Origin of the sequence: Saccharopolyspora galaxeae (assembly GCF_016526145.1) — a bacterium.
Lineage (GTDB): Bacteria > Actinomycetota > Actinomycetes > Mycobacteriales > Pseudonocardiaceae > Saccharopolyspora_C > Saccharopolyspora_C galaxeae.
In genome coordinates this window covers 67,396-91,687 of record NZ_JADDUE010000017.1, presented here as the reverse complement: position 1 = coordinate 91,687, position 24,292 = coordinate 67,396, and the positions used below count along the sequence as shown (strand labels likewise).

Sequence of the window (24,292 nt, the reverse complement as noted above, 5' to 3'; positions counted from 1 at the left end):
GCGTTCCCGCGGACAAGCAGTTGATCTTCGTGTGCTAACCTCGCGAAGGTTTCGTGCGGACAACGGCGGATGGGGGCATGGCGGAAAACCCGGCGTTCGAGCAACCGGCGTTCGATCACCCGGCAGCACCAGTTCCGTTCGCCGCACCCCGCGAACCCGTGTCGCGGCCCGCGCCCGCGTTCCGCGCCGCCGAGACCCCGCGTCGCACGTCGCCGCGGGCACCGGCACCGCGAACACGGGTGGGACGTAGTGCAGAAGTTGGACGACTGGCGCAAAGGCCGCCGCAGCCTCCGCGACCGGCTCTACGGCGTGGTGCTGATCCCCGGCATCGCGCTGCTGGTGCTGTGGTCGATCGTCAGCGGCCTGACCCTCTACGACGGTTTCCACCTGCGCGGCATCGCCTCCGGTGTGCGGGACGTGTCGCTGCCCGCGATGCGGGTGCTGGCTTCCGCGCAGAAGGAACGCACCCTCAGCTCGCTGGAGCTCACCGCCCGCGGCTCCACCGGTGAACGCCTTGCGCGGCAACGGGAAACGACCGATCGCGCGCTGGCGAAGATGCGGGCCACCGCGGATCCGGCGGCGGCCCCCGCGGGCGTACGCGAGCGGATGCGCGCGCTCGACGGCGTGATCCGCGAGCTGCCCGCGGTGCGCGCGCAGGTCGACGGCGGGCAGACCGACCGGGCACGGGTCCACGCCTACTACGACGGGTTCCTCGACACCGGCTCCGCCCTGTTCGAAGCGCAGGCGCGGTTGTTCCCGGACGCGGCGGTCTCCCGCAGCGGAATGCGGGCCAGCGAGCTGTTCACCGCCGCGGACCGGATGGCGCGAGCTGCGTCGCTGGCCTCCGACGGTCTCCGCGCGGACCTGTTCACCGAGCCCGACCACCTGGCGTTCGCGCAGTTCACCGGGTCCTACCACCTGGAGTTGGAGAGCGCGGCCCGGAACTTGGCACCGGCGCAGGCCGGCCACTACGCCGACATCCTCGCGACGCCGCACTTCCGGCACCTGGTGGATCTGGAGAACCGGATCGTCGCGCGCGGCGCGTGGACGCCCGCGGGCAGCGGCGAGGACGCCACCCCGCCCGAGATCGACGTGGCGGACTGGCTGACCACCAGCGATCTGGTCGCCGACGACCTCAGCTCGCTGGCTTCCGCGCAGGCCCAGCGCACCGCCGCGGACGGGTTGGCCGCGGGCGACCGCAGGCTCGGCCAGGTGGCGGTGGGCAGCGTGGTCGCGCTGGTCGTCATGCTGCTGGCGACCTTGGTGGCGCTGCGGGTCTCGCGCAGCCTTTCCCGGCGGTTGAACGGCCTGCGGGACGACGCGCTGGTGCTCGCCGACGGGCAGCTGCCGGAGATCGTGGCCCGGCTGCGCCGCGGCGAGCGGGTGGACATCGCCCACGAGGTCGCGCGGCTGGATTACGGCCGCGACGAGATCGGGCAGGTCGCCGAGGCGTTCAACACCGCTCAGCGCACCGCGGTCGGCGCGGCGGTGCGGGAATCGCAGGCGCGCGAAGGCGTGCACACCGTGTTCCTCGGCATCGCCGGGCGCAGCCAAGCGCTCGTGCACCGGATGCTGACCATGATCGACCGGCTGGAGCGGGAGGAGACCGATCCGGACCGGATGACGCTGCTGTTCGGCCTGGACCACCTGGCCACCCGCGCCCGGCGCAACGCGGAGAATCTGATCATCCTCGGCGGCGGGCAGCCCGGCCGCCGCTGGTCCCGGCCGATCGAGCTGGCCGACGTGCTGCGCAGCGCGGTCGCCGAGACCAAGCACTACGCGCGGGTGCACGTGCAGAAACCGCCGGAGCTGGCGCTGCACGGCGATTCGGTCGCCGACACCGTGCACCTGCTGGCCGAGCTGCTGGACAACGCGACCGCGTTCTCCCCGCCGGATTCGCGGGTCGGCGTGCGCACGCACACCTCGGCGCACGGTGTGGTCGCCGAGGTCGAGGACCGCGGGCTCGGCATGTCCGACGAGGACCGGGACGCGGCGAACGCGATGCTCGCCGACCCGCCGGAGTTCGACGCGATGGCGCTGCGCTCGGACAGCAGGCTCGGGCTGTTCGTCGTCGCCCGGCTCGCCGCCCGGCACGGCATCGCGGTGGAGCTGCGGACTTCCGCGTACGGCGGTGTGCGAGCGGTCGTGCTGCTGCCGTCGAAGCTGATCGTGGAGCCGGTGGAGCAGGAACCCGGCGAGGTTCGCACGGCGCAGCTTCCGCGGGTGCGCGCGGAGAACGCGCCGCTGGAACCCGTCGAGGCCGGTCCTGCCGCGCTGGAGCCACCGGAGGGTCCGGTCGCGCCCGGCACCCCTGCCGCCGACGACGGCACCGCTTCCGGCGACGAATTCGCCTGGCCCGCCGAACCGGGTTCGACGCAGCTCCAGGCCGCCGAGACTCCGGCCGAATCGCCGGAAAAACCGGTCGAAGAAGCACAACCTTTTTCACCAGCCACCGACAGTGTCGAAAACCGGTTCCGCACGGGCTCGGACATCAGCAGTTCATCCGACGTCACGCCTTCGGAGGACGACTACCCGGCAACGCAGAGCTACCGTGCGGACGGTGAGGAACCGAGCGGTTCCGGAGCGCCGGGGCACGCGGAACCGGCTTCCGGCGGCGACGAGGACTCCGGGATCAACAAGGACGCCGGGATCAACGAGGATCCCGGGATCACCGAGGACACCGGGCTCGAAGCGGCATGGCCGACCGAGGACCCCACCGAAGGCACCGCCACCGGGGACGCCACCGGGGACGCCGCCGCGGATGATGCGCCGCGCGTTCCGCCGGAGTCCCCGGAGGAGACCACCGACGAATCGTTCGCCTGGCCGCTGGAGGAGGACGCGAGCGGCACCGGCGAGGCGATCACCGACCCGACCGGCCACGCCCCGGTCGGCCGGGACGAGCCGAGCAGCACCGACCGAACCGACGACACCGCGCGGCCCGAGGAGCAGGACCGGCCGGTCCCCCTGCCCCGACGCCGCAAGCAGGCCAACATCGCCCCCGAACTGGTCCGCGACCATCCCACCGAGGACGACCGGGAACGCAGCGACGCCCCGGACCGTTCCGCGGAGGAGGTGTGGACGTTGATGTCGGCCATCCAGCGCGGCACCGACCGCGGCCGCCGAGCCGATCCGCGCGGTCCGGACGCCGACGCCGAGAGCCACCGCAACGATCCCGGCAGCAACGATCCGGGTAGCAACGACCCCGGCAGCAACGACGATTGAGGGAGAGCCTGTGCAGAACACGAGCGCGCCGACCGAGCTGGGCCGGCTGCTCGACGACCTCGTCGGAAGTGTCGCGGGCACGCGGCACGCGGTCGTGCTGTCCACGGACGGCCTGGTCGTGGAAGCCTCCCCGGAACTATCCGATGTGGACGCCGAAGCGCTGTCCGCGACGGCTTCCGCGCTGCACGGCCTGGCCCGCGGTACCGGCACTCGGTTCAGCGGCGGCTCGATCCGGCAGACCGTGGTCGAGATGGACCACGCCTTCCTGTTCGTCACCGCCGCGAACGCCGGTACCTGCGTGGCGGTGCTCGGCGACGAGCACGCCGACGTCGGCCGGATCGCCTACGAGATCAACCTGTTCGTGCAGCGGGCGGGCGCGGCCATCGCGTCCGCGCCCCGCTCCCGCCTCGACCCGGCGGCGGCGTCATGATCACGCGGCAGTGCACGACGGGCGGCTGGCGGGACAGCGCCGCCGGACCGCTGGTGCGGCCGTACGCGATGACGCGGGGCCGCACTCGTGCGGACGAGATCGAGCTGCACCGGACGACGCTGGTCGTGGCGACCGGCGACCCGCCGCGCGCGGCCGGTCCGACGCCGCGGCACGCGGCTGAGCCGGTCCCGTCGGACGCGGCCGATCCGACCCCGGACACGGCTGATCAGACCCCGGACGCGGCGGATTCGGCCCCGCCGCACGCGGCCGATTCGGCCCCGCCGCACGCGGCCGACTCGGCAGAGTGGAGCGCGGATCACGAGCGGATCCTGCGGCTGTGCCGCAAGCCAGCTTCGATCGGCGATCTCGCGGCCGCGCTGGAGGTGCCGGTGATGGTCGCGACGGTGCTGGTGGCGGATCTGCTGCACAGCGGCGAACTCGCGGTTCCGCTCGCGCCGACGCGCGAGCCGGACCAGGCGCTGCTGCAAGCCGTCCTGGACGGCATCCGGCGGCTTTGAACGGTTGATCACGGTGCTCCGCGGGCAGCCGCGCGAAGCGGCCTGCTGGCGTCGGAGAACCACCGCCTCGGCAACCGCGGGTTCCACGACATGGCCGGTCCGCGGGCTGGGAAACTGCCCGCGTGAACGAGGAAACGCTCGAAACGGTGCGCGCCGTGGTCGCTTCGATCCCGCCCGGCTCGGTGCTGGCCTACGGCGACGTCGCCGAGCTCGCCGGGCTGCGCTCGGCCCGCCTGGTGGGCCGGATACTCGCCGAGGACGGCGCCGACCTGCCTTGGCACCGGGTGCTGCGCTCGAACGGGACCCCGGCCGATCACCTGCGTCAGGAGCAGCTGACCAGGTTGCGGGCCGAGGGCGTGCTGGCCGATGGAGCGCGGATCGACATGCGCCGGTACCGCTGGGGAGCCGACTGACCTGCCCGGCTGGAACCGGCTCGCGCAGGTTGCGACTCCGCCTGGTCCGGTCCGCCTGCCCGGCCGGATCGCTCAGCGGCGGCGATCCGGAAGTTCGTCGGCGATCAGCCGCACCAGCGCGGCCGTGCGCGCCCGCTCCGGCGTCGAGCAGGGCAGTCCGGCGCGGGTGATCGGTGCCGCGGTCACCTGCCCCACGCAGGCGATGAACACCTTCTCCCGCAAGGCGGTCAACAACCGTTCACCGCGTCCGGTCCGCTCCGCCCGCATCAGGAAGTTCGTCGCTGCGGGCGCGCTGGTGAACGGCAGCGCGTCGATCTCTCCGGCGATCACCGCGTCGATCAGCGCGTCCAGCGCGGGCAGGTCGGCCGGGTCCTCCCAGCGGTACACCACGATCGGCAGCACTTCGGCGCCCGCAGCGCGCAGCTTCTCCCGGAATTCGCTCATCGGATCGCCGTGCAGCTGCACGACCACGCGCTTGCCCTCGACACCGCGGAGCAGCAGGTGCTCCAGCGTCTCCGGCATCTCCTCGGACGGCGCGGTCCACGATTCCCGCAGCCCGGCACCGCGGATCGCGCCGCTGGCCTTGGCGCCGCGGGCGAGCAGTTCCGCCTCGCCCAAGTGCTGCTTGAGGCGTTCGCCGATACCGCGCCGCTCGGCGGCCTCCAGCCAGCCGCGGAATCCCGAGCCGGTCACCGCGACCACGTAGTGCACGGGCTCGGCCAGCACGGCATCGGTGGCCGCGATCAGCTCGCCGTCGTCCGGTGCGGGAACCGTGTGCATCGCGGCCCCGTAGCGCACCGCCGCGCCGCGCCGCTGCAGCAACGAACCCAGTTCGGCGGCCTTGCGCTCGGCGGTGATCCCCACGGTGAACCCGTGCAGCGGACGTTCCTCGGAGCTCGCTTCCATCGCCCCATCCTCACACCCCGCTGGACCGATCAGCCCACCCGCACCTACCGGGAATCCGGGTGTCAGAGGACTTCGAGGACCATCTGGGACGCGTGTTCCAGCCCCGCCAGCGACTGCGTCGTGGAACGCGGGTGCAGCGCGTGCACCGCGAGCCGGAACAGCAGCGCGCGCAGCAGCGCCTGCGGCCAATCCGTCAGGTGCGACCAGCGCTCCACGATCGCCGCATCCGATCCGCCCCAGGACAACGCATCGATCACCGCGACCGCGGCGGCCCACTCGGCGGGTCGCCAGAACGGCGTGAAGTCGATGACGCCGGGCGGAGCGTTGCCCGCGAACAGCACGTTGCCGAACAGGTCGCCGTGCACCACCTGCGGTCGCAGCTGCGTCTTCCGCCTCGACGCCGCGAGCACGTCGTAGAGCCGGCCGCCCTTGTCCAGCGGCAGCGGGTAGTCCTCCTCGCCCCACGACATCCGGTCCGCCAGCGAGTAGATGTCCTGCCGCGCGTCCAGGAACCTCGGCCGGGTCAGCACGTTGCTGGCGGTGTGCAGCCGCAGCGACGCGGCCACGACCTCGTCGTGCCGCGGCTCCGGGCGCCCGGCGATGTCCCGGCTGGCCGACCAGCCGGACACCACCCAGCGGCCGTCGGTGGATCGCACCGGGCGACCGACCCGCACCTCTTCCGGTTCCAGCAGGTCCAGGGTCTGCGCCGTCCACGCCGCCTCGGCGGTGTTCGCCGCGGGTTTGAGCACGACCTCGCCGCAACGCCAGGCGACGGCGCCGTCGACGAGTTCGGCGTCCTCGCCGCGGGCACCGAACGCCGCGCGCACGTGCGTCGGGGGCGGCTCCGGTGTTGCAGTCACGGCGCAGACGCTACCTCCCGCGTCCCCCGATCGGCGGGCGACGCTCCGGGAGCGTGATCAGGTCGATGACCAACGGCCCGGCACGCGAACGGCCCGGCACCACGTTGGGCGCCGGGCCGTCGCGGGCGGGATTCCGTTCGGCCGAGCGGCAGCACCGCTGCTCGCTCCGACCCTTCGGCGGCACCGGGCAACCGGCACCGCTTCCGAAAACCCTCGATCAGTAGGTCGGCAGGCTCTGGTCCACCTCGTTGGCCCAGCCGAGCACGCCGCCGCCGACGTGCACCGCGTCCGAGAAACCTGCCTTGTGCAGCGCCGAGAGCGCCTCCGCGGAACGCCCGCCGGACTTGCAGTGCAACACGATCTGCTTGTCCTGCGGCAGTTCGGACAGCGCCTCGCCGGAGAGGATGCGGTCCTTCGGGATCAGCGTCGAGCCGTCGATCTTGACGATCTCGTACTCGTGCGGCTCCCGGACGTCGACCAACTGGAACTCGTCACCGCGGTCGAACTTGTCCTTGAGCTCGCGCGGGGTGATCGTGCTGTTCACCGCCGCCTGCTGCGCGTCGTCCGAGACCACGCCGCAGAACGCCTCGTAGTCGATCAGCTCGTTGATCGGCTCCGCGTTCGGGTCCTTGCGGATCTTGACGGTGCGGTAGCTCATCTCCAGCCCGTCGTAGATCATCAGGCGGCCCAGCAGGCTCTCGCCGATGCCGGTGATGAGCTTGATCGCCTCGGTGCTCATGACCGAGCCGATGGACGCGCACAGCACGCCGAGCACGCCGCCTTCGGCGCAGGACGGCACCATCCCGGGCGGCGGCGGCTCCGGGTACAGGTCGCGGTAGTTCGGGCCGTACTTGTCCCAGAACACGCTGACCTGGCCCTCGAACCGGAAGATCGAACCCCACACGTAGGGCTTGCCGGACAGCACCGCCGCGTCGTTGACCAGGTACCGGGTGGCGAAGTTGTCGGTGCCGTCCAGGATCAGGTCGTAGTCGGCGAAGATGTCCAGCGCGTTGTCCGAGGACAGGTGCACCTGGTGCAGGTTCACCTGGACGAACGGGTTGATCTCGGCGATCGAGTCGCGCGCCGACTCCGCCTTCGGCCGCCCCAGGTCGGACTGGCCGTGGATCACCTGGCGGTGCAGGTTCGACTCGTCGACGTGGTCGAACTCCACGATTCCGATGGTGCCGACCCCGGCCGCGGCCAGGTACAGCATCGCCGGGCTGCCGAGCCCGCCTGCTCCGATGATCAGGACCCGCGCGTTCTTCAGCCGCTTCTGCCCGGCCATCCCGACGTCCGGGATGATCAGGTGGCGGCTGTAGCGGGCGACCTCTTCCTTGGTCAGCTCCGCGGCCGGTTCCACCAGCGGCGGTAGCGTTGCCTGGGCTGCATCGCCGGACATTCCCAGCTCCTCCTCAGTGTTCTCACCTCGCCGCGGCGCCGCTTTCGCGCGCGCCGGGCGAGCGTTCGCGCCGCGGTCGGGCACGCCGACCCGCTCGGCCGGCTCGTTTTCGGTCGGCGAGTTCATTGCTCGGCCAGGTCGTCGAGCGGGCCGGGCCGATCCGTCGCGAAAGGTGCAACGCGAGTCCGGCCGGTGCTCTTCCCGGCTCCTGGAACACTCCCAGAATCCGAGAGGGCGCAGACCGCCGGAGCGGCCGAAATCACGGTCCGGGCGGCCCGCCCACCGGGAACGGCCAGGCGTTGGGCTTGCAGACGAAGCCGTTCGCGGGGATCTCGGTGCCCTGCGGCACCGCTTTGTTCAGCTCGCGCAGCTCGTTGTTCGAGGTGCTGAAGGTCTGCTGCATCATCACCGGCGCCAGCCCGCCCTGCTGCCCGCACGGCACGTGCCCGTTGCCGAAGACGTGGCCGACCTCGTGGTTGATCGCATAGCGGCGGTACGTGCCGATGTCGCCCTCGAACGCCACCGCTCCCCGGACCCACCGCGCGGCGTTGATGTAGACGCGGTCGCCGATGCGGCAGGAAGTGTCGAACGGCAGGCCGTTGCCGTAGCCGCAGATCTCCCGCGCGGTGTTCTGGCTCACCAGCGTGACCCGGAAGTCCGGCGAGCTCGCGCCGTCCACCCGCTCCAGCGCGACTCCCCCGTTCTGGCCGCCGCTTTCCGAGCTCCCGGCCTCCGGGTGGGTCCAGCTCCGCGGGTCGGCCAAGGTCTGCTGGGTGAGCTGGGCGAAGGTGTCGTTGCCCTCGGCCAGCCGGACGCCGACCTCCGCTTCGACGGTGTAGCGGTAGAGCTCGCCGGAGCCGACGCGCGGCGCGGTTCCGGGCAGCACCTCGTAGGTGCGGCCGCCGATCTCCGGTACCGGCGCACCGGGCGGCAGCTCCGCGGAGAACATGTTCGGGTCGTAGGTCTGCCCGGGCGGCGCTTCGGTGACCACCGGCGCCTCCGCAACGTTCGGCGCCTGCGCTCGGGAACCGTCGGCGGGCCCGGCGCCCGGGTCGGCGACCTGGAACACCGCGAGGGCGGTGATCACGATCAGCAGCGGTACCGCGTAAATGCGCCAGCCCTGGAACGACCACCGCCGGTTCCGCGTGCGGCGCGCGGGCGCGTCGTCGGCTTCGTCCTCGAGGCCGTCGAAGTCGTCGGATTCCGGCAACGGCCGCCACGACGCGGCGAGCGGCTCGTCCCTTCCGGGTGCGCCCGTTCCCGGTGCGCCCGTTCCCGGTGCGCGCTGCGGACTCTCGGCGTCCCGCGACGCTCCCGAGCGTCCTGCGGCACTGTTTCGTGGTCGTCTCGGGCGCGGCACGGCTCCAGCGTCCCACAAGGACGCGATCCCCGATCGAGACCATGGCCTGCGGTGTCCGGTACGCCCGCAAAGATCACCCGATTCGGGATCGGCGGTCACCAACGGTGCGCATCGATCTCGTCGAGCATCCCGAGCACCGCCTTGGCGAGCACCCGCGGACGCTCCATCTGCGCCACATGGCCGGTTCGCGGCAGCACCAGCAGCCGCCCGCGCGGCAGGTCCCGCGCGGTCCGCGGCGCCTTGCGGATGCCGAGCACCCGGTCCTCGCGGCCCCACACCACCAGGCTCGGCGCCGAAACCTGCGGCAGCAGCAGCCACGGGGAACGCCACGGCGGCAGCAGCCAGGTGCGCATCAGCTCGGTCGTGGTGCGCCCGAGCGCGACCTCCGCCCACGCGAGCCCGGCGCGCTCCCGGAACTCCTCGACCGCGACCTCGATGTGGCTCGGCGGCACGGCCTCCGGCTCGGCGAAGCACAGCCGCAGCAACTGCCGCGTCCGCTCGTGCGCGGGCATGGCGGCCAGCTTGCGGCGCACCACCGGGCCGAGCAGCGGCAACCGGGTCAGCGGCAGCCGCGGGTCGGACATCCGCCGCGGGTCCGGCCGCAGGTCCGGCACGGCCGGGGACACCAAGGTCAGCGACGCGACCAGGTCCGGCCTGCGGACCGCGACCAGCACCGCGACCGCACCGCCGAAGGAGTTGCCCAGCAGGTGCACCGCACCGGCGCCGAGCTCTTCCAGCAGCCGGATCACGACGTGCGCGTGCTGCTCACCGGTGTAGTCGAACCAGCCGGGCGGTTCGGAGCGGCCGAAGCCGGGCAGGTCGACCGCGATGCCGCGCAACCGCACCGACAGCAGCTCGGCCAGGTCCGTCCAGTTCGTCGCCGACCCGGCCAGCCCGTGCAGGTACACCGCGGTCTCGGCGCGGGAAGGCGACCCGGCGGTTTCGCGCAGATGAACCGTGACCGGTCCGTGCCGGGTGGACAGTCGCACCCGGCGGCCGGGCGCGAGCGCTCCGGACAGCTCGCCGTCCGTCCCGGGCCGCATCGGCACCCTGGTCAGCTCCGGTCGCGGGGTCGCCGCCCGATCGCGCTGTGTTCCGGCACGCATGAACCCAGCATGGCCCGGTGCGGGGATTGGCCGCCGGATGAGGTCGAAGGCATCCTTTACCGGCGAGTAAAGTTGTGCTTCGCGAATCGGAGACCCCGATCAGGCCGCAGAAGGGGTGGAGGCAGGCATGACGGAGACCGCGCAGCCGAGTCGAGGAGTCCGGCTGCCCCGGGACGCACGCCGGGCGCAACTGCTCACGGCTGCTCAGCACGTGTTCGTCACCAACGGCTATCACGCGGCGGCGATGGACGACATCGCCGAGCACGCGGGTGTCAGCAAGCCGGTCCTCTACCAGCACTTCCCCGGCAAGCTGGAGCTGTACCTGGCGCTGGTCGAGACGCACGGCGGCGAACTGGTGCGCCGGGTGCGGGAATCGATCGAGTCCAATCCGGACAACAAGCACCGGGTGCGGGCCGCGGTTGGCGCGCTGTTCGAGTTCGTCGACGCCGAGGGGCAGGCGTTCCGGCTGGTCTTCGAGTCCGACCTGCGCGGCGAACCGGCAGTTGACCGCGCCGTGGACGGCGCGCTTTCGGCGTGCGTGGACGCGGTGGCCGAGGCCGTCACCGCGGACGCGGGGCTGGAACCGGAACGGGCGCGGCTGCTGGCGTTCGGCCTGGTGGGGCTCAGCCAGGTCACGGCCCGCTACTGGCTGGACGAGACGAGCTCGGTGCAGCGCGACGAGGCGATCGGGCTGATCTCCACGCTGGCGTGGAAGGGCCTGGCGGGCTTCCCGCTGCAGAACCCCTGATCAGGTGCGGCCGGTGGCGGCGCGCAGCTGGTGCTCCGCTTCCGGTCCCGCGGCGATCCGCGGCATCCGCACGAAGAACACGAGTCCGAGCAGCGCCCAGAACACCAGGACGATCCATTCGTAGGGCCACACCAGCCCGCTGGGCATCCCCGGCAGGAACAGCACGGCCAGCCCGAAGCTGAGCGCGGCGGCCAGCCCGCCGACGGTCCGCCCGCCGCGCACCCGGAACGGCCGCGGCATGTCCGGTTCCCGGTGGCGCAGCGCCAGGAAACCGGCCGCGACGGCCAGGTAGGCGAGGATGATCGCGAAGCTGCCCGAGTTCAGCAGCCAGGTCAGCGCCTGCTCCCCGAACAGCGGCGCGAACAGCGACAGGGCGCCGATGAACAGCACGGCGTTGCCCGGGGTGCGGAACCGGGGGTGCAGCCTGCCGAACCACTGCGGCAGCATCCCGGAGTTCGCCATCGCGTAGAGCAGCCTGCTCGCTCCGATCAGGAAACCGTTCCAGCTGCTGAGGATTCCCGCGATGCCGCCGAGCACCAGGACGTTGCCCATCGTGCGGCTGTGCCACAACTGCGTCATCGCGTCGCCCACGGCCAGTTCGGAGTTCCCCAGCGCGGAAGCGGGCAGCGCGGTACCCGCGGTGAGCACGACCAGCACGTACCAGGCGGTCGCCAGTCCGACCGAGATCACCAGCAGCTTGCCGATCTGCTGCACCGGCAGCTTGATCTCCGCGGCGGACTGCGGGATGACGTCGAACCCGACCATCAGGAACGGCACCGCCACCAGCACGCTGAAGACCCCGCCGAGCCCTCCCGAGACCAGCGGCCGCAGGTTCCCGGTCTCCCCGCCGACGGCCGCGCCGAGCAGCAGCGTCGCCCCGACCGCGAGCAGGAACAGCACGGTGATGCTCTGGAACACCGCCGCGGGCCGCACCCCGACGTAGTTGAGCAACGTCATGATCACCGCACCGCCGATGCCGACGGCGACCCAGACGGCGAACACGTCGTCCCCGGCCACCGACCACAGCTTCCCGGTCAGCACGCCGGGGAAGATGTACTGCACGCTCTGCGGCAACGCCACGGCCTCGAAGGCGACGACCGAGACGTAACCGAGCACCAAGGTCCACGACGTCACGAACCCGGCGCGGCCGCCGAGCCCGCGCAGCACGTAGTTGTGCGCACCGCCGGCGGCAGGCATGGCGGAGACCAGTTCGGCGTAGGTGAGGCCGACCAGCCCGATCACCGCGCCGCCGGCGAGGAACGCCACCGCGGCGCCGAGCGGCCCGGCGGTGGCGACGAAATCCCCGGTTTTGACGACCCACCCGAAGCCGATCATGGCGCCGAACGCGACGGCGAGCACGTCGGCCCTTCCCAGCACGCGGGTGAACGACTGGTCCTCGTTGCTGCTCAAATCCGCTCCCCTGCCGACGGTGGTGCGGGGATTCTTGTTGCGACGGCAGCACCGGCGCGAGCCGCCGTTCAGCCCTGCGGCACTACGCCGAACAGAGCAGCAACTCTCTCAGGTGCGTCGTGCGCACGAAAAGCTCCGAGTGAACGGACCGCCGGTCCCAATGGATTGGGCCGAGAGTCCGTTCACTCGGAAACTGCGGCGGCGAACGGACCGCTGGGGCGGTACGACGGGCTGACAGTTCGATCGCGGCTTCGCGGTGCGTCCTCTGCTCAGGAGCGGGTGGCGGTGTCGAGGAGCTCGGTGATCCGGTCGGCGACCTCGTCGGTGCGCTCCAGCGGCAGCATGTGGCCCGCACCGGCGTAGAGCAGCAGCTCCGCGTCCGGCAACGCGTCGGCGATCCGCCGGGCGTGCGGCAGCGGGCAGAGCCGGTCGGCCAGGCCCGCCAGCACTACCACCGGGATGTTGCGCAGCGCCGCGAGCGCGTGCGTGCGCTCGTGCTCGGCGAGCGAGGCGCGGAACGCGGCCATGTTCGCGGGATTGCAGTCGGCCACCCAGCGTGCGGTGGCGGCGATGTCGCGCCGCTGCGGCCGCGAGCCGAACAGCAGCCACCGCATCCCCGGCCGCAGCGGCGCCGGGTACTTGCTCACCCGCTTTCCGCGCGCTTCGGCCAATTGCGCCCGCACCAGCAGCTCGCCGCGGTGCACGGTCCGGGCCACCGGGCGGGGCAGCCCGAGCGGCGGCGCGACCAGGTCGCCGCTGGAGGTGGCGACCAACGCCGCCGCGGCCACCCGCTCGGCGAACAGCTCGGGGTGGCGCTCGGCCAGCGCCATGATCGTCATGCCGCCCATGGAGTGCCCGGCCAGCACGACCGGGCCGGTCGGCACCCGCTCGGCGATGAGTTCTGCGAGGTCGTCGGCGCACCGCGCGACGGAGGCCGCCCCGGCGGGCGCCGCGTCGGAGTCGCCGTGCCCGCGCAGGTCGTACCGCAGCACGCGGACTTCCGAGGCCGTGGTGACCGCGGGCACGACCCGGTCCCAGATCTCCGAGCTGAGCGTCCAGCCGTGCACCAGCACGAGGGTGATCGGGGCGTCGGGCGCGCCTTCTTCGCACAGGCGCAGCTTCGTCCCGTCACCCGCGGTGAAGTACTTCTCGACGGCGGGGCCGATGGTGGTGGTCATCGCGTTCCTGTTCGGCTAGGGCGGTTCCGGCCGCCGCCGGGCGCGGCGGCCGGATCGGGGCTGCACGGCCGCGGGTCGATGGCGCGGCCGCCGGGATCAGCGGATCAGGTGCGCCCGCTTCCACCAGCTCATTCCGGGCTTTCCGACCAGCCCGGCCTCGCCCAGGAAGCTCATGATCTTCTCCCCGCCCCAGTGCAGCGTCTCCTGGAAGTGCGGGTTCGCCCACGCGGCGGCGTGCCCGTCGCGCGGGCGGATCCCGACGGACTTGTAGACCCGCGGGTTGATCAGGCTGAAGCAGACCGCGTAGGAGACGAACGCCGTCATGTACTGGTGGTAGGCCCGCTCGGCGGCGTTGCACTCGGCCATCCGCCTGGTGACCTCTTCGCGGGCGAAGGTGACGTGCCGGGCCTCCTCCAGCACGTGGATCCGGTTGACCATGCGCACCAGCGGTTGCACCTGCTCGTCGTACATCTGGTCGCGCTGGAAGCGGTCCAGGACCTCCTCGGCGACCAGGATCGAAGCGAACGCGGACGGCCCCTTCAGCAGGGCGGGCAGGATGCGGCCGCCCTGGCGCAGCAGCGGCACCGGCCCGTAGGCGGGCGCGCCGATGCGGTCCACCGCCTTGGCGAACATCGTGGAGTGCCTGCACTCGTCGGCGACTTCGGTCAGCGCGTACTGGGCGTGGCTGGTGCGCGGATCGGAGTTGTAGAACTCCTTGAGCAGCATCTGCATCAGCAGCACCTCGAACCAGAGGCCGTTCGAGGCGATGCTGGCGAACTCGTGCTTGGTCAGTTCGACGCGCTGCTGCTCGTCGAGCCGATCCCACAGGTGCGTGCCGTAGAGGCTGCAGCGCTTGAACGGGATGTACGGCGCGTCCTCGGCCAGGGGCGCGTCCCAGTCGATGTCCACGTCGGGGTCGTAGCTGTTCTTCGCCGACGACTTCAGCAGCCGGGCAGCGGTCTTCTCCCGGTCGTTGACCTGCAAGGTCCTGGTCATGGAAGTGCTCCTGTTCCGGTCGCGGGGTCTGCCGGTCGCGGTCGGTCGCCGCCCCGCGGCGTTGCATGTTACTTCGAGTAACAGCTAACTTGGGTAGCGTGAGCCAACGCACCCGGCCTGTCAAGGCCGCCTCCGAAGAGCCCGACCGCGGCGACGCCCGCCGCGAGCGCTGGCGCGAACACCGCCAGGCCCGGCGCGCCGAGTTCGTCGAGGCCACCGTCCGCGCCATCGCCGAGCACGGCGCCGAAGTCGGCATGGACGACATCGCCGCCACGGCCGGGGTCAGCAAACCCGTGCTGTACCGGCACTTCCACGACAAGAGCGACCTGTACCTGGCCGTCGGGCAGTGGGGCACCGAGCTGCTGATGCGCCGCCTCACGCCCGAACTCGCCAGGGACGGCAGCCCGAACCAGCGGATCCGGCGGCTGATCAGCACCTACCTCGGCGTGATCGAGCAGTACCCGGACCTGTACCGGTTCGTCGTGCGGCGCACCTTCGCCGACAAGCCGGTGCGCGACGACCCGGTCCTCGCGGAGAAGACCGAGATCGCCAATTCGCTCTCGCGGCTGCTCGGGCAGTACATGCGCGCGCTCGGGCTGGACTCCGGCGGCGTGGAGGCGTGGAGCCACGGGCTGGTCGGCATGGTGCAGGCCAGCGGTGACTGGTGGCTCGAACGGCAGTCGATGAGCCGGGAGGACCTCACCGGCTACCTGTCGCGGATCATCTGGCACGCCATCGACGGCGTGCTGCGCTCCGGCGGGATCGTGATCGACCCGGACGAGCCGCTGGAGCTGGTGGAGCTGGACACCCAGCTGCACCTGGTCGAGGACGAGGACGACGACCGCAACACCGGAAGTTGAGATCAGGAGCAGCCGTGACCGAGCTTACCGAGCCCGCCCAGCAGCGAACCGACCAGCAGCAGGCCGACCACGACGACGAGGACTACCGGGGCGCTGCGGTGATCTTCACCGCGGAGCGCGAGGTGGCGGTGGAAGTGGTGCTGCGCGGGCACTTCCAGCCCATCGACGGCCGCTTCCACTGGTACGGCCGACTGTCCGCGGACGAGGGCGTCACCGAACTCGCGGGCGGGCGCAAGACGGACGTGGTGCTGCGGACCAGGCAAGGCCAGGCGGTGGGCACGCTGTCCGACCCGGACCCGTGGAACCGGTTCCGGATCTCGGGGCTCGGCAAGCCCCCGTTCGAGATCCCGGATTCGGCCGACTGAACCGCCTGGGCGCAACGAGCCCGAAAAGCACCGTGCCCCCACTCGCGAGTGGGGGCACGGTCTTGCTCACTGGACGCCGAAACCGACCCGCTGCGACTCGGCGGGACCGATCTCGACGTAGGCCAGCTTGGCCGACGGCACCAGGTAGCGGCGCCCCTTCTGATCGGCCAGCGCCAGCACCCCGTCGGACGTCTTCAGCGCGTCGGCGACCAGCGACTCGACCTCGGCCTGGGACTGACCGCTGGCGACGGTGAGCTCGCGCGGGCTGTCCACGACGCCGATCTTGACCTCCACGCTTGACCTCCGTAGCTCGCTGCTGATGGTTACGCCACGAAAGGCTATCCCAGGCCTGCCCGACCGGGCCTGCACCCGGGGCGAACAGGCGTTACGCCCGGCGAGCGAGCGCTCTACACCGACCGCGTACGGCAGAACCAGCTCGAAGACAGGCACTTCAGCCCAGGCCGAGGCGGGACATTCGTTTGGTGTGGTTGTTCTGCAACCGGCGGAACAGCGTGGCGATACCGGTGAGGTCGCCGGAGCCGGTGATGATCAACTCGGCCAGCGCGTCCCGCTCGGCGACCACCCGCTGCGCCTGCGTGACCGCCTCGCCCAGCAGCCTCCTGCCCCACAAGGTCAGCTTGTCCCGCAGCGAGCGGTCGTGCTCGCAGGCGGCCAGCACCTCCCGCTCGGCGAACGCGGAATGCCCGGTGTCGGCGAGCACGGTCAGCACCAGCTCGCGGGTGGACGGGTCCAGCCACTCCGCGACCTCGCGGTAGAAGTCCGCAGCGAGCCCGTCGCCGACGTACGCCTTCACCAGCGACTCCAGCCAGGAGTGCGGGGCGGTGGAGGCGTTGAACTCGTCGAACGGTTCGACGAACGGGCGCATCACCTCGGCGGTCACCACACCGCGGCGCGCCAGCGTCTCGTCCAGCATCCGGTAGTGCCCGATCTCGGCCGCGGCCATGCTGGCCAGCGCCGCCCGCCCGGACAGCGTGGGCGCCGTGCGGGCGTCTTCGGCCAGCCGGTCGAACGCGGACAGCTCGCCGTAGGCGAGGGCGGCCAGCAGGTCGACGACCCCCTCGGAGTACTTGGGTTCGGCCGGGTCGGCGTCGGAATCGGTCTCCGCGGCGGAGGCGTCGGCCGCGTCCGCGGCGGACACGTCGGCCGCATTCGCGGTGGAGGCGTCGGCCGAGCGGGGATCAGTCATACCCCGAAGCCTAAGCGCTCGTCGCCACCGGATGTGGATCGGTGGCGCGGCGCCGAGCGGGCCCGACCGCGCGCGTCGGCCCGCCGGACGTGGTGGCCACCGGCACGTTGCCGACCGGGAACGCGGTGGTACCAGGTATCCTGGCGGTCGCAGAAGCCAATAGGCATCAGGCAACCGGCAGCGGACCCCTCTCCTCGCACGGAGTCGCAGGCTTTCGCCAAGCGGGCCACGGTCCCACCCCGTGCAGCGGCCGGTCGCCCGGAGACGGACAAGTGCGGGAGTCCCCGGGCGTTACCTGTGCCGGATAGACCGGCGGCAGGGGGCGCGGAGCGAGTTCCGCGCCGTGATGCCGACCGAAACCAGCAGCGGGACCACCGCTGATCGAACAGGGGCGCGCACCATCACATCGGTGACCACGAGCACGAGGAACGCGATAGTCGCGACCGGCCGCGCAGTGGACGCGGCCACCGTGCCGGAGGGCGTCGCCGCCATGCCGGCCGAACCGGCCGGGCGAGAGCGCGCCGGTATTTGAGAGAGGCGATCACTCTGACCCTCAACAACGAACTGGCCGAACAGGCCACCGACGAACCGTCGACCCAGCACGGCACCGAGGACGCGCACGCTTTCGAGCACAGCGAGACCGGCGCCCCCGACGAGGAGGCCGCGCCGCTGCACGCGGAGAGCAGCGCCCCCGACACCCCGACCTTCGCCGAGCTGGACGTGCACCCGGAGATCGTGCGCGCGCTGGGCGAGGCGAACATCGAGCACACCTTCGCGATCCAGGAACTGACGCTGCCGCTGGCACTGCGCGGCGAAGACCTGATCGGGCAGGCCCGCACCGGCACCGGCAAGACGCTCGGCTTCGGCGTCCCGCTGCTGCAGCGGCTGCAGGTGCCCGGCGACGGGACTCCGCAGGCGCTGGTCGTGGTGCCGACGCGCGAGCTGTGCGTGCAGGTGGCGCGGGACCTCACCGACGCGGGCAAGCACCTGGGCATCCGCACCCTCGCGGTCTACGGCGGGCGGCCGTACGAGCAGCAGATCGAGGGCCTCAAGGCGGGCGTCGACCTGGTCATCGGCACTCCCGGCCGGTTGCTGGACCTCGCCGAGCAGCAGCAGCTGGTGCTGGGCAAGGTCAACGGGCTGGTGCTGGACGAGGCCGACGAGATGCTCGACCTCGGCTTCCTGCCGGACATCGAGCGGATCCTGCACATGGTGCCGGAGCAGCGCCAGACGATGCTGTTCTCGGCGACCATGCCGGGCCCGATCCTCACGCTCGCCCGCACGTTCCTGAACAAGCCGACGCACATCCGCGCCGAGCAGGCCGACGCGGGCGCCATCCACGAGCGCACCAAGCAGTTCGTCTACCGCGCGCACGCGATGGACAAGACCGAGTTGCTCGCCCGGGCGCTGCAAGCCGAGGACCGCGGGCTCACGATGATCTTCACGCGGACCAAGCGGACCGCGCAGAAGCTCTCCGACGAGCTGGTCGAGCGCGGGTTCGCGGCCGCGTCGGTGCACGGCGACCTCGGGCAGGGCGCCCGCGAGCAGGCGCTGCGGGCGTTCCGCTCCGGCAAGGTCGACACGCTGGTCGCCACCGACGTCGCCGCCCGCGGCATCGACGTGGCCGCGGTGACGCACGTGGTCAACCTGCAGTGCCCGGACGACGAGAAGACCTACGTGCACCGCATCGGCCGCACCGGCCGCGCCGGGCGCGAGGGCGTGGCGATCACGCTGGTCGACTGGGACGAGGAATCCCGCTGGAAGCTGATCAGCGACACGCTCGGCCTGGACAAGCCGGAGCCGGTGGAGACCTACTCGACCTCGGCGCACCTCTACGCCGACCTGGGCATCCCCACGGACGCGAGCGGGCGGCTGCCGCTGTCCAAGCGCACCCGCGACGGCCTGGCGGCCGAGCCGGACGAGGACGCCAAGCGCAAGCGCAAACCGCGCAGGCGCACCCGCGGCGGCTCCGGCGGTGAGCAGGGCGAGTCCGGCTCGGAGAACCGCCCCGCGGGCCGCAGCAGGCAGCGCAGGCGCACCCGCGGCGGCGTGAGCGTCGAAACCGGCAGCCAGCCCGCCGAATCCGGCGGTGACGCCGAGAAGACCGCTGGCCCGCGCAAGCGGCGGCGCAGGCGCCGCGGCGGTGGCGGCGGTTCGGCGGGCAACACCGACTCCGCCGCGGAATGACCCGACGGTGCGCCGCGTCGTCTCGCTGAGACCGGTCCGCCGGTAGGCGCTGACGACACGGCGCCGCGAGGTGTCATCGCCCGCCCATCCCGGCCGGCCGCGAACGGCCGGTCCTGCGGCGGGCGCTTGGCCGAGCGGACCGACCGGGTGGCTAGGCTCGGCGGGCGAGCACCGAGATGCGGGCCCGATCGCCGGAATGCGGCCCGGTCACCGGGATGCGGCCCAGTCACCGGACTACAGCCCAGTCACCGGAACTACAGGGAGTGCAGTGGTACGGCCGGAACGGCGGACGCGGTCCGACCTCGTCGCGGTGGCGCTGATCCTGGTGGCGGTGGTCGTCGCAGGCCTGGTCGTGTGGCTGCGCAGCGACGCCCGCGCCACCGACTCCGAACCCGCCCAGCGCTCCATCCAGCGCGCCGCCGAGCCCGCGGAGGTTCCCGCCGCGCTGCGCGAAGCCTGGCGCGCCCCGAGCCCGGCAACCCCGCAACCGGTGGTCGCCGGTCCCGCAGCGGTCAGCGCCGAAGGCGGCGAGGTGCTCGGCCACGACCCCGCCACCGGTGCGGTCCGCTGGCGCTACGCGCGGGACCTGCCGCTGTGCACGGTCGGGTCCGAGTGGAACCGGGCGATCGCGGTGTACCGCAAGGAAGCCAACTGCAGCGAGGTCAGCACGTTGCAGGGCAGCACCGGGGTGCGCGGACCCGCCCGCAACTCCGATGCCGAGTTCGGCACCCGGCTGCTCAGCGACGGCACCTACGTCACCGCCACCGGGCAGCGGGTGCTGGGCACCTGGCGTTCCGACCTGGTGCGGACTCAGCAGTACGGGATCATGCCCGCGCTGAAGAACGCCAACAACAACATCCGCCGCCCGGACTGCAGCTACCCCTCCACCGCCGTCGGCAACGGCCGCATCGCGGTGATCGAGGACTGCCCGACCGACGTGCACAAGCGGCTGACCGTGCTCAAGGCGCACCCGCAGGACAACGAGCAGCCGGAGGAGGTCTTCAGCACCGTCCTCGGCGGCTCCGAGGCCACGGCGGTGTCGGTCACCGGGAACCGGACCGCGGTGTTCCTGCGCGACACCGGGCAGCTCGTGGTCTACAACAACGCCACCGGCAGCGTGCAGTCCCAGTTCCCGATGCCTGCGGGCGCTCCCGTCCCCGCGGACGGGGTGGAGCCGGTGTCGCCGGACAAGGTGTGGACGGTCGCCGTGCGCCCGGACGTGCCGCAGCGGGAGCGGACCGCGCGTGCGCTCGCGGCCGCGTTGAGCCGCTTCGACCCGCGGATCACCGAGCAGTCCGTGCTCGCCGGGCTGACCGCCGCCACTCCGGAACAGCCGTACCGGGTGAGCACGCTGAACGACGAGCAGTACGAGCAGGTCGAGGACAAGGTGCGCGGCATCGGCGGGGCTTCGGTCAGCGGGATGCGGTACTGGCACACCGGGACCGGCACGGTCGCGTTGGACTCGGCCACGCTCGAACCGCTGTGGACGGTCCCGGACACGCTCGGGCCGGGTGCGCTGTTCGGCGGCAAGCTGCTCGTGCCCGTCCGCGACGGGCTCGCCGTGGTGGATCGCAACACCGGGGCCCGCGAGCGGACGATCCCGATCGACCGGCAGGGCTGGCAAGGCCCGGTGCGCGTCGACTCGGTGGGTTCCACGCTGCTCGAACAGCGGGGTCCGGCACTCGTCGCACTGCGCTGAGCAGTCCGCGGGCCGAGCAGTCCCCGGGCTGAGCGGCATCCGGGCTGAGCAGCGTCCGGGGTGAGCGGCATCCGGGCCGAGCGGCACCCGGCACGCAGCTCCAGCGGCCGCGCGCCAACTCGCGCAGCCCTACAGCCACCACCAGAACCACAGGGACCCGAGCACCACAACCAGCACGCCGGAGATCGCCGCGGCACCGGTCCGATCGCGCCTGTGGTCACCCACGGCCTGCAAGAACACCGCGACCACGCCGCCGATCACGTGGCCGCTGATCGTCCCGATGCCCGGGCCGGTCCAGCCGTGCTGACCCGCCCAGATCTGCATTCCGATCAGGCTCAGCGCCAGCACCACGAAGCCGTAGGCCAGCGATCCGCTGATGCCGCGCAGGAACGTCCCGAACCGGGTCGGCCGGGCGACCGGAGCGCGGCGGGCGTGCTTGGGCTCGTCGTCCGGCGGTTGCGGCGGAGGCGGGCTCTGCGGCTCCGCGGGGGCGGTTTCCCGGCGAGTCGCCGCGAGCCGCGGCTGTTCCAGTGGCGTTTCCGGTGCGGATGGCTGAGCGGGCTGCTGCGACGCGGGTCCCACGCGCCTGGGGCGCGGACTCACGGCGCGTTCCGGCCAGGTGCCCACCTTGCCGCCCTCGGGCCGGCGGGCCTGGTGCAGCGCCTGCGGCGCCCGGCGGTGCTTACCACCGAAGTCGCCGGTCGCCGGGTTCCCCGGCCGTCCGCTCGGTTCCATCTGGTTCCCCTGGTCCGTCACTCGGCCAACCCGGCCCACGGTGTCGCCGCGGATGCCGCCTGCTGCCCTTCCGGGCAGTGCGCCCGGAAGTCGCACCAGGAGCACTGCCTACCGGGTCTCGGCGGGAAGGTGTCCGCTCCGCGGTGCCCGGCCTCGAACGCGCCGGAGGCCGCGTCGAGTTCCCCGGCCCGCTGCTGAGCCCATTCCACGTGCCGCCCGAGAGACTCCTCGCTGTGCTGCCAAGCCGCCACCGACCCGGTCGGCAGGTGGTGCAACTCCACTCGCCCGGTGGGCGCGCGCAGCGTCTTGCGCGCTGCGGTCGCGTACAGGGCCAGCGCGGGCGAATCGCGCGCGTCGGCCTCGGTGAGCTGCCTGCGGCCGGTCTTGTAGTCGACGATGACGAGCTCGCCGTCCCTGCGGTCGATCCGGTCCACCCGGCCCTCGGCGATGATCGTGCCGGTGGCGGCGGAGACCCATCGCTCCACCGCCACCGGCGCGGCGTCGGTTCGCTCGGCGTAGCCGGAGACCCAGTGCTGCGCCCGCTCGCGGTAGTCGGCGGCCTGCGCGGCATCGGCGAAGCCGTCGTTCTTCCAGCACTTGCGCACCAGCGCCGCCGCCCGTTCCGGGCTGCGCTGCTGCGCGGGCAGGTCGAAGAAGATCCGCAACGCGTTGTGCACGGCAGCGCCGAGCGTGCTGGCGGCCTTGGCACCCGCGCGTGGCGGCGCGGGCCGGTCCAGATAAGCCATCCGGAACTTGCGGGGGCAACTCGCCCAGGTCGCCAGCTTCGCCGGGGTGACCCGGACTAGCTTGCTGGGAATGCCTTCGAGGCCGAGCTGGTCCTGCACGTGCCCCACATTACGCAGCATTGCCGCGATGCCGGGATTCCCCCCGTGACGCGCGAAAAACTCACTCGGTCGGCCCGTTCGGCGGTACCGGTACGGCCGAACACGCCTTTCTGGCGCCGTTCGCACTGCGCCATTCGGCGCAACCGTCCGACTACCGTTTCTGCAGGAGCCGACGAAACCCGGGGCAAGCGTCTCGGAGCGCGGAACGAGCTCCGAGACCAGCCCTCAGAACGAGTGGCCGAAGATTCGGCTTCCGGTGCACTTGGCGGCCAGGCGCTCCAGCGATTCCGGCGCGGTCGTCTCCTGCCCGATCCGGATCGTCTTGTTCGTGCCGTGGTAGTCGCTGCTCCCGGTCGGCACCAGGTCCAGCTCCGCCGCGAGACCGCGCAGCTGCGCCCGCGTCGGCTCGTCCTGATCCGGATGATCGACTTCCACGCCGGTCAACCCGTGCGCGGCCAGCTCGCCGACCATCTCGGCGTTGATCACCGGCCCGCGCGCCCGCGCGAACGGGTGCGCCAGCACGGTGGCTCCGCCCGCTTCGCGGATCATCTCGATCGCACGCAGCACCGGCGTATCGGTGCGCGGCAGGTAGTACCGGCCGCCGCTGCCGAGGTACCGCGCGAACGCCTCGTCCACGCTGCCCGCCATGTCCGCGCGCACCAGCGCCCGAGCCAGGTGCGGCCGCCCGCCCGGGGAGTCCGGCGGCAACCCGGCCATCAGCTCGTCGGGGTCCACCGGGAAGCCGTCGTCGGCCATCCGCACCGCCATCTGCCGCAGCCGGTCGCGCCGCTGGGCGCGCAGCCGGGCCTGTTCGACGACGAGCGCGTGCGAGGCCGGGTCGAACAGGTAGGCCAGCAGGTGCACCGTCACCGCCCGGCCGTTGCCGTCCGGGCAGGCGCAGGACAGCTCGGCACCCGGTACCACCCGCAGCCGCGTGCCCGCCACCGCGTCCGCCGCTTCGTCCCACCCGGCGGTCGTGTCGTGATCGGTGAGCGCGATGACGTCCAGTCCGGCGGCGAGCGCGCACGCGACCAGCTCCGCCGGCGTGTCGGTGCCGTCGGACTCGGTGGAGTGGGTGTGCAGGTCGATGCGCACGCTTGGCCTTTCCGCTCGGGAGCCCGGCTACGGGAATCGTGGGAACACTTCCCGTCCCAGTCTCGCCGATGGCTCCACCGCACCGGGCCGCAGCCCTCGCCCGCGGGGGTCCGCGCACGCGAAACCGGGGCCGCGGGAAACCCGCGGCCCCGGTGGGGCACGACTCAGCTGGGGAGTTTGGCCTTGCGCTTGCCGACCGCGGCGCGGCGGGCTTTGAGCATCGAGAACCGCTCCTGCTGCGCCTTCTTCTCCCCGAACACCAGGTAGGAGATCGCGTCCTCCACCTCGTCCGGGTTCGGCACGTAGCTGATCCGGTTGAGCGCCTGGATCTGACCGGCCGACTCGACCACCAGCGTGCCGTAGCCGAACATGCGCCCGGCCAGCGAGCGCTGGAACGTCAGGTCGGTGACCTTGCCGATCGGCATCATCGCCACGTTGGTGGTGAAGATCCCCTCGGCGATCAGGAAGCGCTTGTCGGTGACGACGATCCGCTCCACGTACCAGTCCAGGACCTGGTAGGTGAACCGCAGCAGCACGACCAGGCCCAGGTACCAGAGGACGTTGATCGGGATGCGCATCTCCGGCGAGCCGTCCTGCGGGAACAGCCCGGAGACCAGCACCAGACCGATGAGCAGCCCGACCGCCTCGAACAGTTCCCAGACCAAGCTGGCCCAGTGCCTGCGGAGCCGGATGACCCGTCGCTCGGTTTCGAGCAGGTACTCGTCGGGATCTCTCGGCGCGAACACGTCAACC

Annotated in this window: 24 protein-coding genes; 10 read left to right on the top strand and 14 right to left on the bottom strand. The window is 72.1% G+C overall.

What is annotated here, in order from left to right; translation table 11 throughout:
- The first annotated feature begins 249 nt into the window (after positions 1-249).
- From INP57_RS30235 to INP57_RS27775, 4 genes are all read left to right on the top strand, one after another.
- Positions 250-3,222 (top strand): nitrate- and nitrite sensing domain-containing protein, encoded by a 2,973-nt coding sequence (locus tag INP57_RS30235; protein WP_200073330.1) that lies wholly within the window; start codon positions 250-252, stop codon positions 3,220-3,222.
- 10 nt (positions 3,223-3,232) lie between these two features.
- Complete coding sequence (locus INP57_RS27785) at positions 3,233-3,652, top strand: roadblock/LC7 domain-containing protein (protein WP_200073329.1); 420 nt, start codon at positions 3,233-3,235, stop codon at positions 3,650-3,652.
- Positions 3,649-4,170, top strand: coding sequence for a DUF742 domain-containing protein (locus INP57_RS27780; protein ID WP_200073328.1), 522 nt, complete (start codon positions 3,649-3,651; stop codon positions 4,168-4,170). The genes INP57_RS27785 and INP57_RS27780 overlap by 4 nt, the downstream gene beginning before the upstream one ends.
- Before the next feature lie 122 nt (positions 4,171-4,292).
- Positions 4,293-4,583, top strand: a complete 291-nt coding sequence (locus INP57_RS27775) for an MGMT family protein (protein ID WP_200073327.1) — start codon at positions 4,293-4,295, stop codon at positions 4,581-4,583.
- A 72-nt stretch (positions 4,584-4,655) separates the two neighbouring features.
- On the opposite strand, the gene INP57_RS27770 is transcribed toward INP57_RS27775, so the two are convergent.
- The 5 genes from INP57_RS27770 to INP57_RS27750 form a co-directional block, all read right to left on the bottom strand.
- Positions 4,656-5,489, bottom strand: a complete 834-nt coding sequence (locus INP57_RS27770; protein ID WP_200073326.1) for a uroporphyrinogen-III synthase — start codon at positions 5,487-5,489, stop codon at positions 4,656-4,658.
- Positions 5,490-5,551: 62 nt separating this feature from the next.
- Positions 5,552-6,349, bottom strand: coding sequence for a TIGR02569 family protein (locus tag INP57_RS27765; protein WP_200073325.1), 798 nt, complete (start codon positions 6,347-6,349; stop codon positions 5,552-5,554).
- A 217-nt stretch (positions 6,350-6,566) separates the two neighbouring features.
- The gene (gene moeZ / locus INP57_RS27760; RefSeq protein ID WP_200073324.1) at positions 6,567-7,748 is read right to left on the bottom strand and encodes an adenylyltransferase/sulfurtransferase MoeZ; all 1,182 of its coding nucleotides are present in this window, start codon (positions 7,746-7,748) and stop codon (positions 6,567-6,569) included.
- A gap of 259 nt (positions 7,749-8,007) precedes the next feature.
- On the bottom strand, positions 8,008-8,958 hold the full coding sequence (locus tag INP57_RS27755) for a DUF3152 domain-containing protein (protein ID WP_233628406.1): 951 nt from the start codon (positions 8,956-8,958) through the stop codon (positions 8,008-8,010).
- 245 nt (positions 8,959-9,203) lie between these two features.
- Positions 9,204-10,214, bottom strand: coding sequence for an alpha/beta fold hydrolase (locus tag INP57_RS27750; protein ID WP_200073322.1), 1,011 nt, complete (start codon positions 10,212-10,214; stop codon positions 9,204-9,206).
- A gap of 127 nt (positions 10,215-10,341) precedes the next feature.
- On the opposite strand from INP57_RS27750, the gene INP57_RS27745 reads away from it, so the two are divergent.
- Complete coding sequence (locus tag INP57_RS27745; RefSeq protein ID WP_200073321.1) at positions 10,342-10,962, top strand: TetR/AcrR family transcriptional regulator; 621 nt, start codon at positions 10,342-10,344, stop codon at positions 10,960-10,962.
- Here the strand turns inward: INP57_RS27745 and INP57_RS27740 are convergent, their stop codons facing one another.
- From INP57_RS27740 to INP57_RS27730, 3 genes are all read right to left on the bottom strand, one after another.
- Entirely contained in the window at positions 10,963-12,372 is a 1,410-nt protein-coding gene (locus INP57_RS27740) for an APC family permease (protein WP_200073320.1), read from the bottom strand.
- 269 nt (positions 12,373-12,641) lie between these two features.
- Positions 12,642-13,550 (bottom strand): alpha/beta fold hydrolase, encoded by a 909-nt coding sequence (locus tag INP57_RS27735; protein ID WP_200073319.1) that lies wholly within the window; start codon positions 13,548-13,550, stop codon positions 12,642-12,644.
- 96 nt (positions 13,551-13,646) lie between these two features.
- Positions 13,647-14,546, bottom strand: coding sequence for an AurF N-oxygenase family protein (locus INP57_RS27730; protein ID WP_200073318.1), 900 nt, complete (start codon positions 14,544-14,546; stop codon positions 13,647-13,649).
- A gap of 98 nt (positions 14,547-14,644) precedes the next feature.
- Here INP57_RS27730 and INP57_RS27725 point away from each other — a divergent pair, with 98 nt between their 5' ends.
- Positions 14,645-15,406: a TetR/AcrR family transcriptional regulator gene (locus INP57_RS27725; RefSeq protein ID WP_200073317.1), complete on the top strand. Its 762-nt coding sequence runs from the start codon at positions 14,645-14,647 to the stop codon at positions 15,404-15,406.
- 14 nt (positions 15,407-15,420) lie between these two features.
- A complete protein-coding gene (locus INP57_RS27720; RefSeq protein ID WP_200073316.1) occupies positions 15,421-15,771 on the top strand; it encodes a DUF4873 domain-containing protein in 351 nt (116 codons plus the stop codon).
- Between the two features lie 66 nt (positions 15,772-15,837).
- Here INP57_RS27720 and INP57_RS27715 read toward each other — a convergent pair whose 3' ends face one another.
- Both INP57_RS27715 and INP57_RS27710 read right to left on the bottom strand, forming a co-directional pair.
- The gene (locus tag INP57_RS27715) at positions 15,838-16,065 is read right to left on the bottom strand and encodes a DUF3107 domain-containing protein (RefSeq protein WP_200073315.1); all 228 of its coding nucleotides are present in this window, start codon (positions 16,063-16,065) and stop codon (positions 15,838-15,840) included.
- 157 nt (positions 16,066-16,222) lie between these two features.
- On the bottom strand, positions 16,223-16,978 hold the full coding sequence (locus INP57_RS27710; RefSeq protein ID WP_200073314.1) for a ferritin-like fold-containing protein: 756 nt from the start codon (positions 16,976-16,978) through the stop codon (positions 16,223-16,225).
- A gap of 409 nt (positions 16,979-17,387) precedes the next feature.
- On the opposite strand from INP57_RS27710, the gene INP57_RS30165 reads away from it, so the two are divergent.
- The 3 genes from INP57_RS30165 to INP57_RS27700 all read left to right on the top strand — a co-directional run bounded on the left by INP57_RS30165 (position 17,388) and on the right by INP57_RS27700 (position 20,864).
- The gene (locus INP57_RS30165; RefSeq protein ID WP_255520978.1) at positions 17,388-17,510 is read left to right on the top strand and encodes a hypothetical protein; all 123 of its coding nucleotides are present in this window, start codon (positions 17,388-17,390) and stop codon (positions 17,508-17,510) included.
- On the top strand, positions 17,507-19,165 hold the full coding sequence (locus INP57_RS27705) for a DEAD/DEAH box helicase (RefSeq protein WP_200073313.1): 1,659 nt from the start codon (positions 17,507-17,509) through the stop codon (positions 19,163-19,165). Before INP57_RS30165 ends, INP57_RS27705 begins: the two co-directional genes overlap by 4 nt.
- A gap of 268 nt (positions 19,166-19,433) precedes the next feature.
- On the top strand, positions 19,434-20,864 hold the full coding sequence (locus INP57_RS27700; protein ID WP_200073312.1) for an Rv3212 family protein: 1,431 nt from the start codon (positions 19,434-19,436) through the stop codon (positions 20,862-20,864).
- Positions 20,865-20,993: 129 nt separating this feature from the next.
- Here the strand turns inward: INP57_RS27700 and INP57_RS27695 are convergent, their stop codons facing one another.
- The 4 genes from INP57_RS27695 to INP57_RS27680 form a co-directional block, all read right to left on the bottom strand.
- Positions 20,994-21,599, bottom strand: a complete 606-nt coding sequence (locus INP57_RS27695) for a hypothetical protein (RefSeq protein WP_200073311.1) — start codon at positions 21,597-21,599, stop codon at positions 20,994-20,996.
- Positions 21,600-21,616: 17 nt separating this feature from the next.
- Positions 21,617-22,465: a RecB family exonuclease gene (locus INP57_RS27690; RefSeq protein WP_200073310.1), complete on the bottom strand. Its 849-nt coding sequence runs from the start codon at positions 22,463-22,465 to the stop codon at positions 21,617-21,619.
- Between the two features lie 204 nt (positions 22,466-22,669).
- Positions 22,670-23,539 carry a PHP domain-containing protein gene (locus INP57_RS27685; protein WP_200073309.1) on the bottom strand — a complete coding sequence of 290 codons (870 nt, stop codon included), beginning with the start codon at positions 23,537-23,539 and terminating at the stop codon, positions 22,670-22,672.
- Positions 23,540-23,703: 164 nt separating this feature from the next.
- On the bottom strand, positions 23,704-24,285 hold the full coding sequence (locus INP57_RS27680; protein ID WP_200073308.1) for a PH domain-containing protein: 582 nt from the start codon (positions 24,283-24,285) through the stop codon (positions 23,704-23,706).
- Between the last annotated feature and the right edge of the window lie 7 nt (positions 24,286-24,292).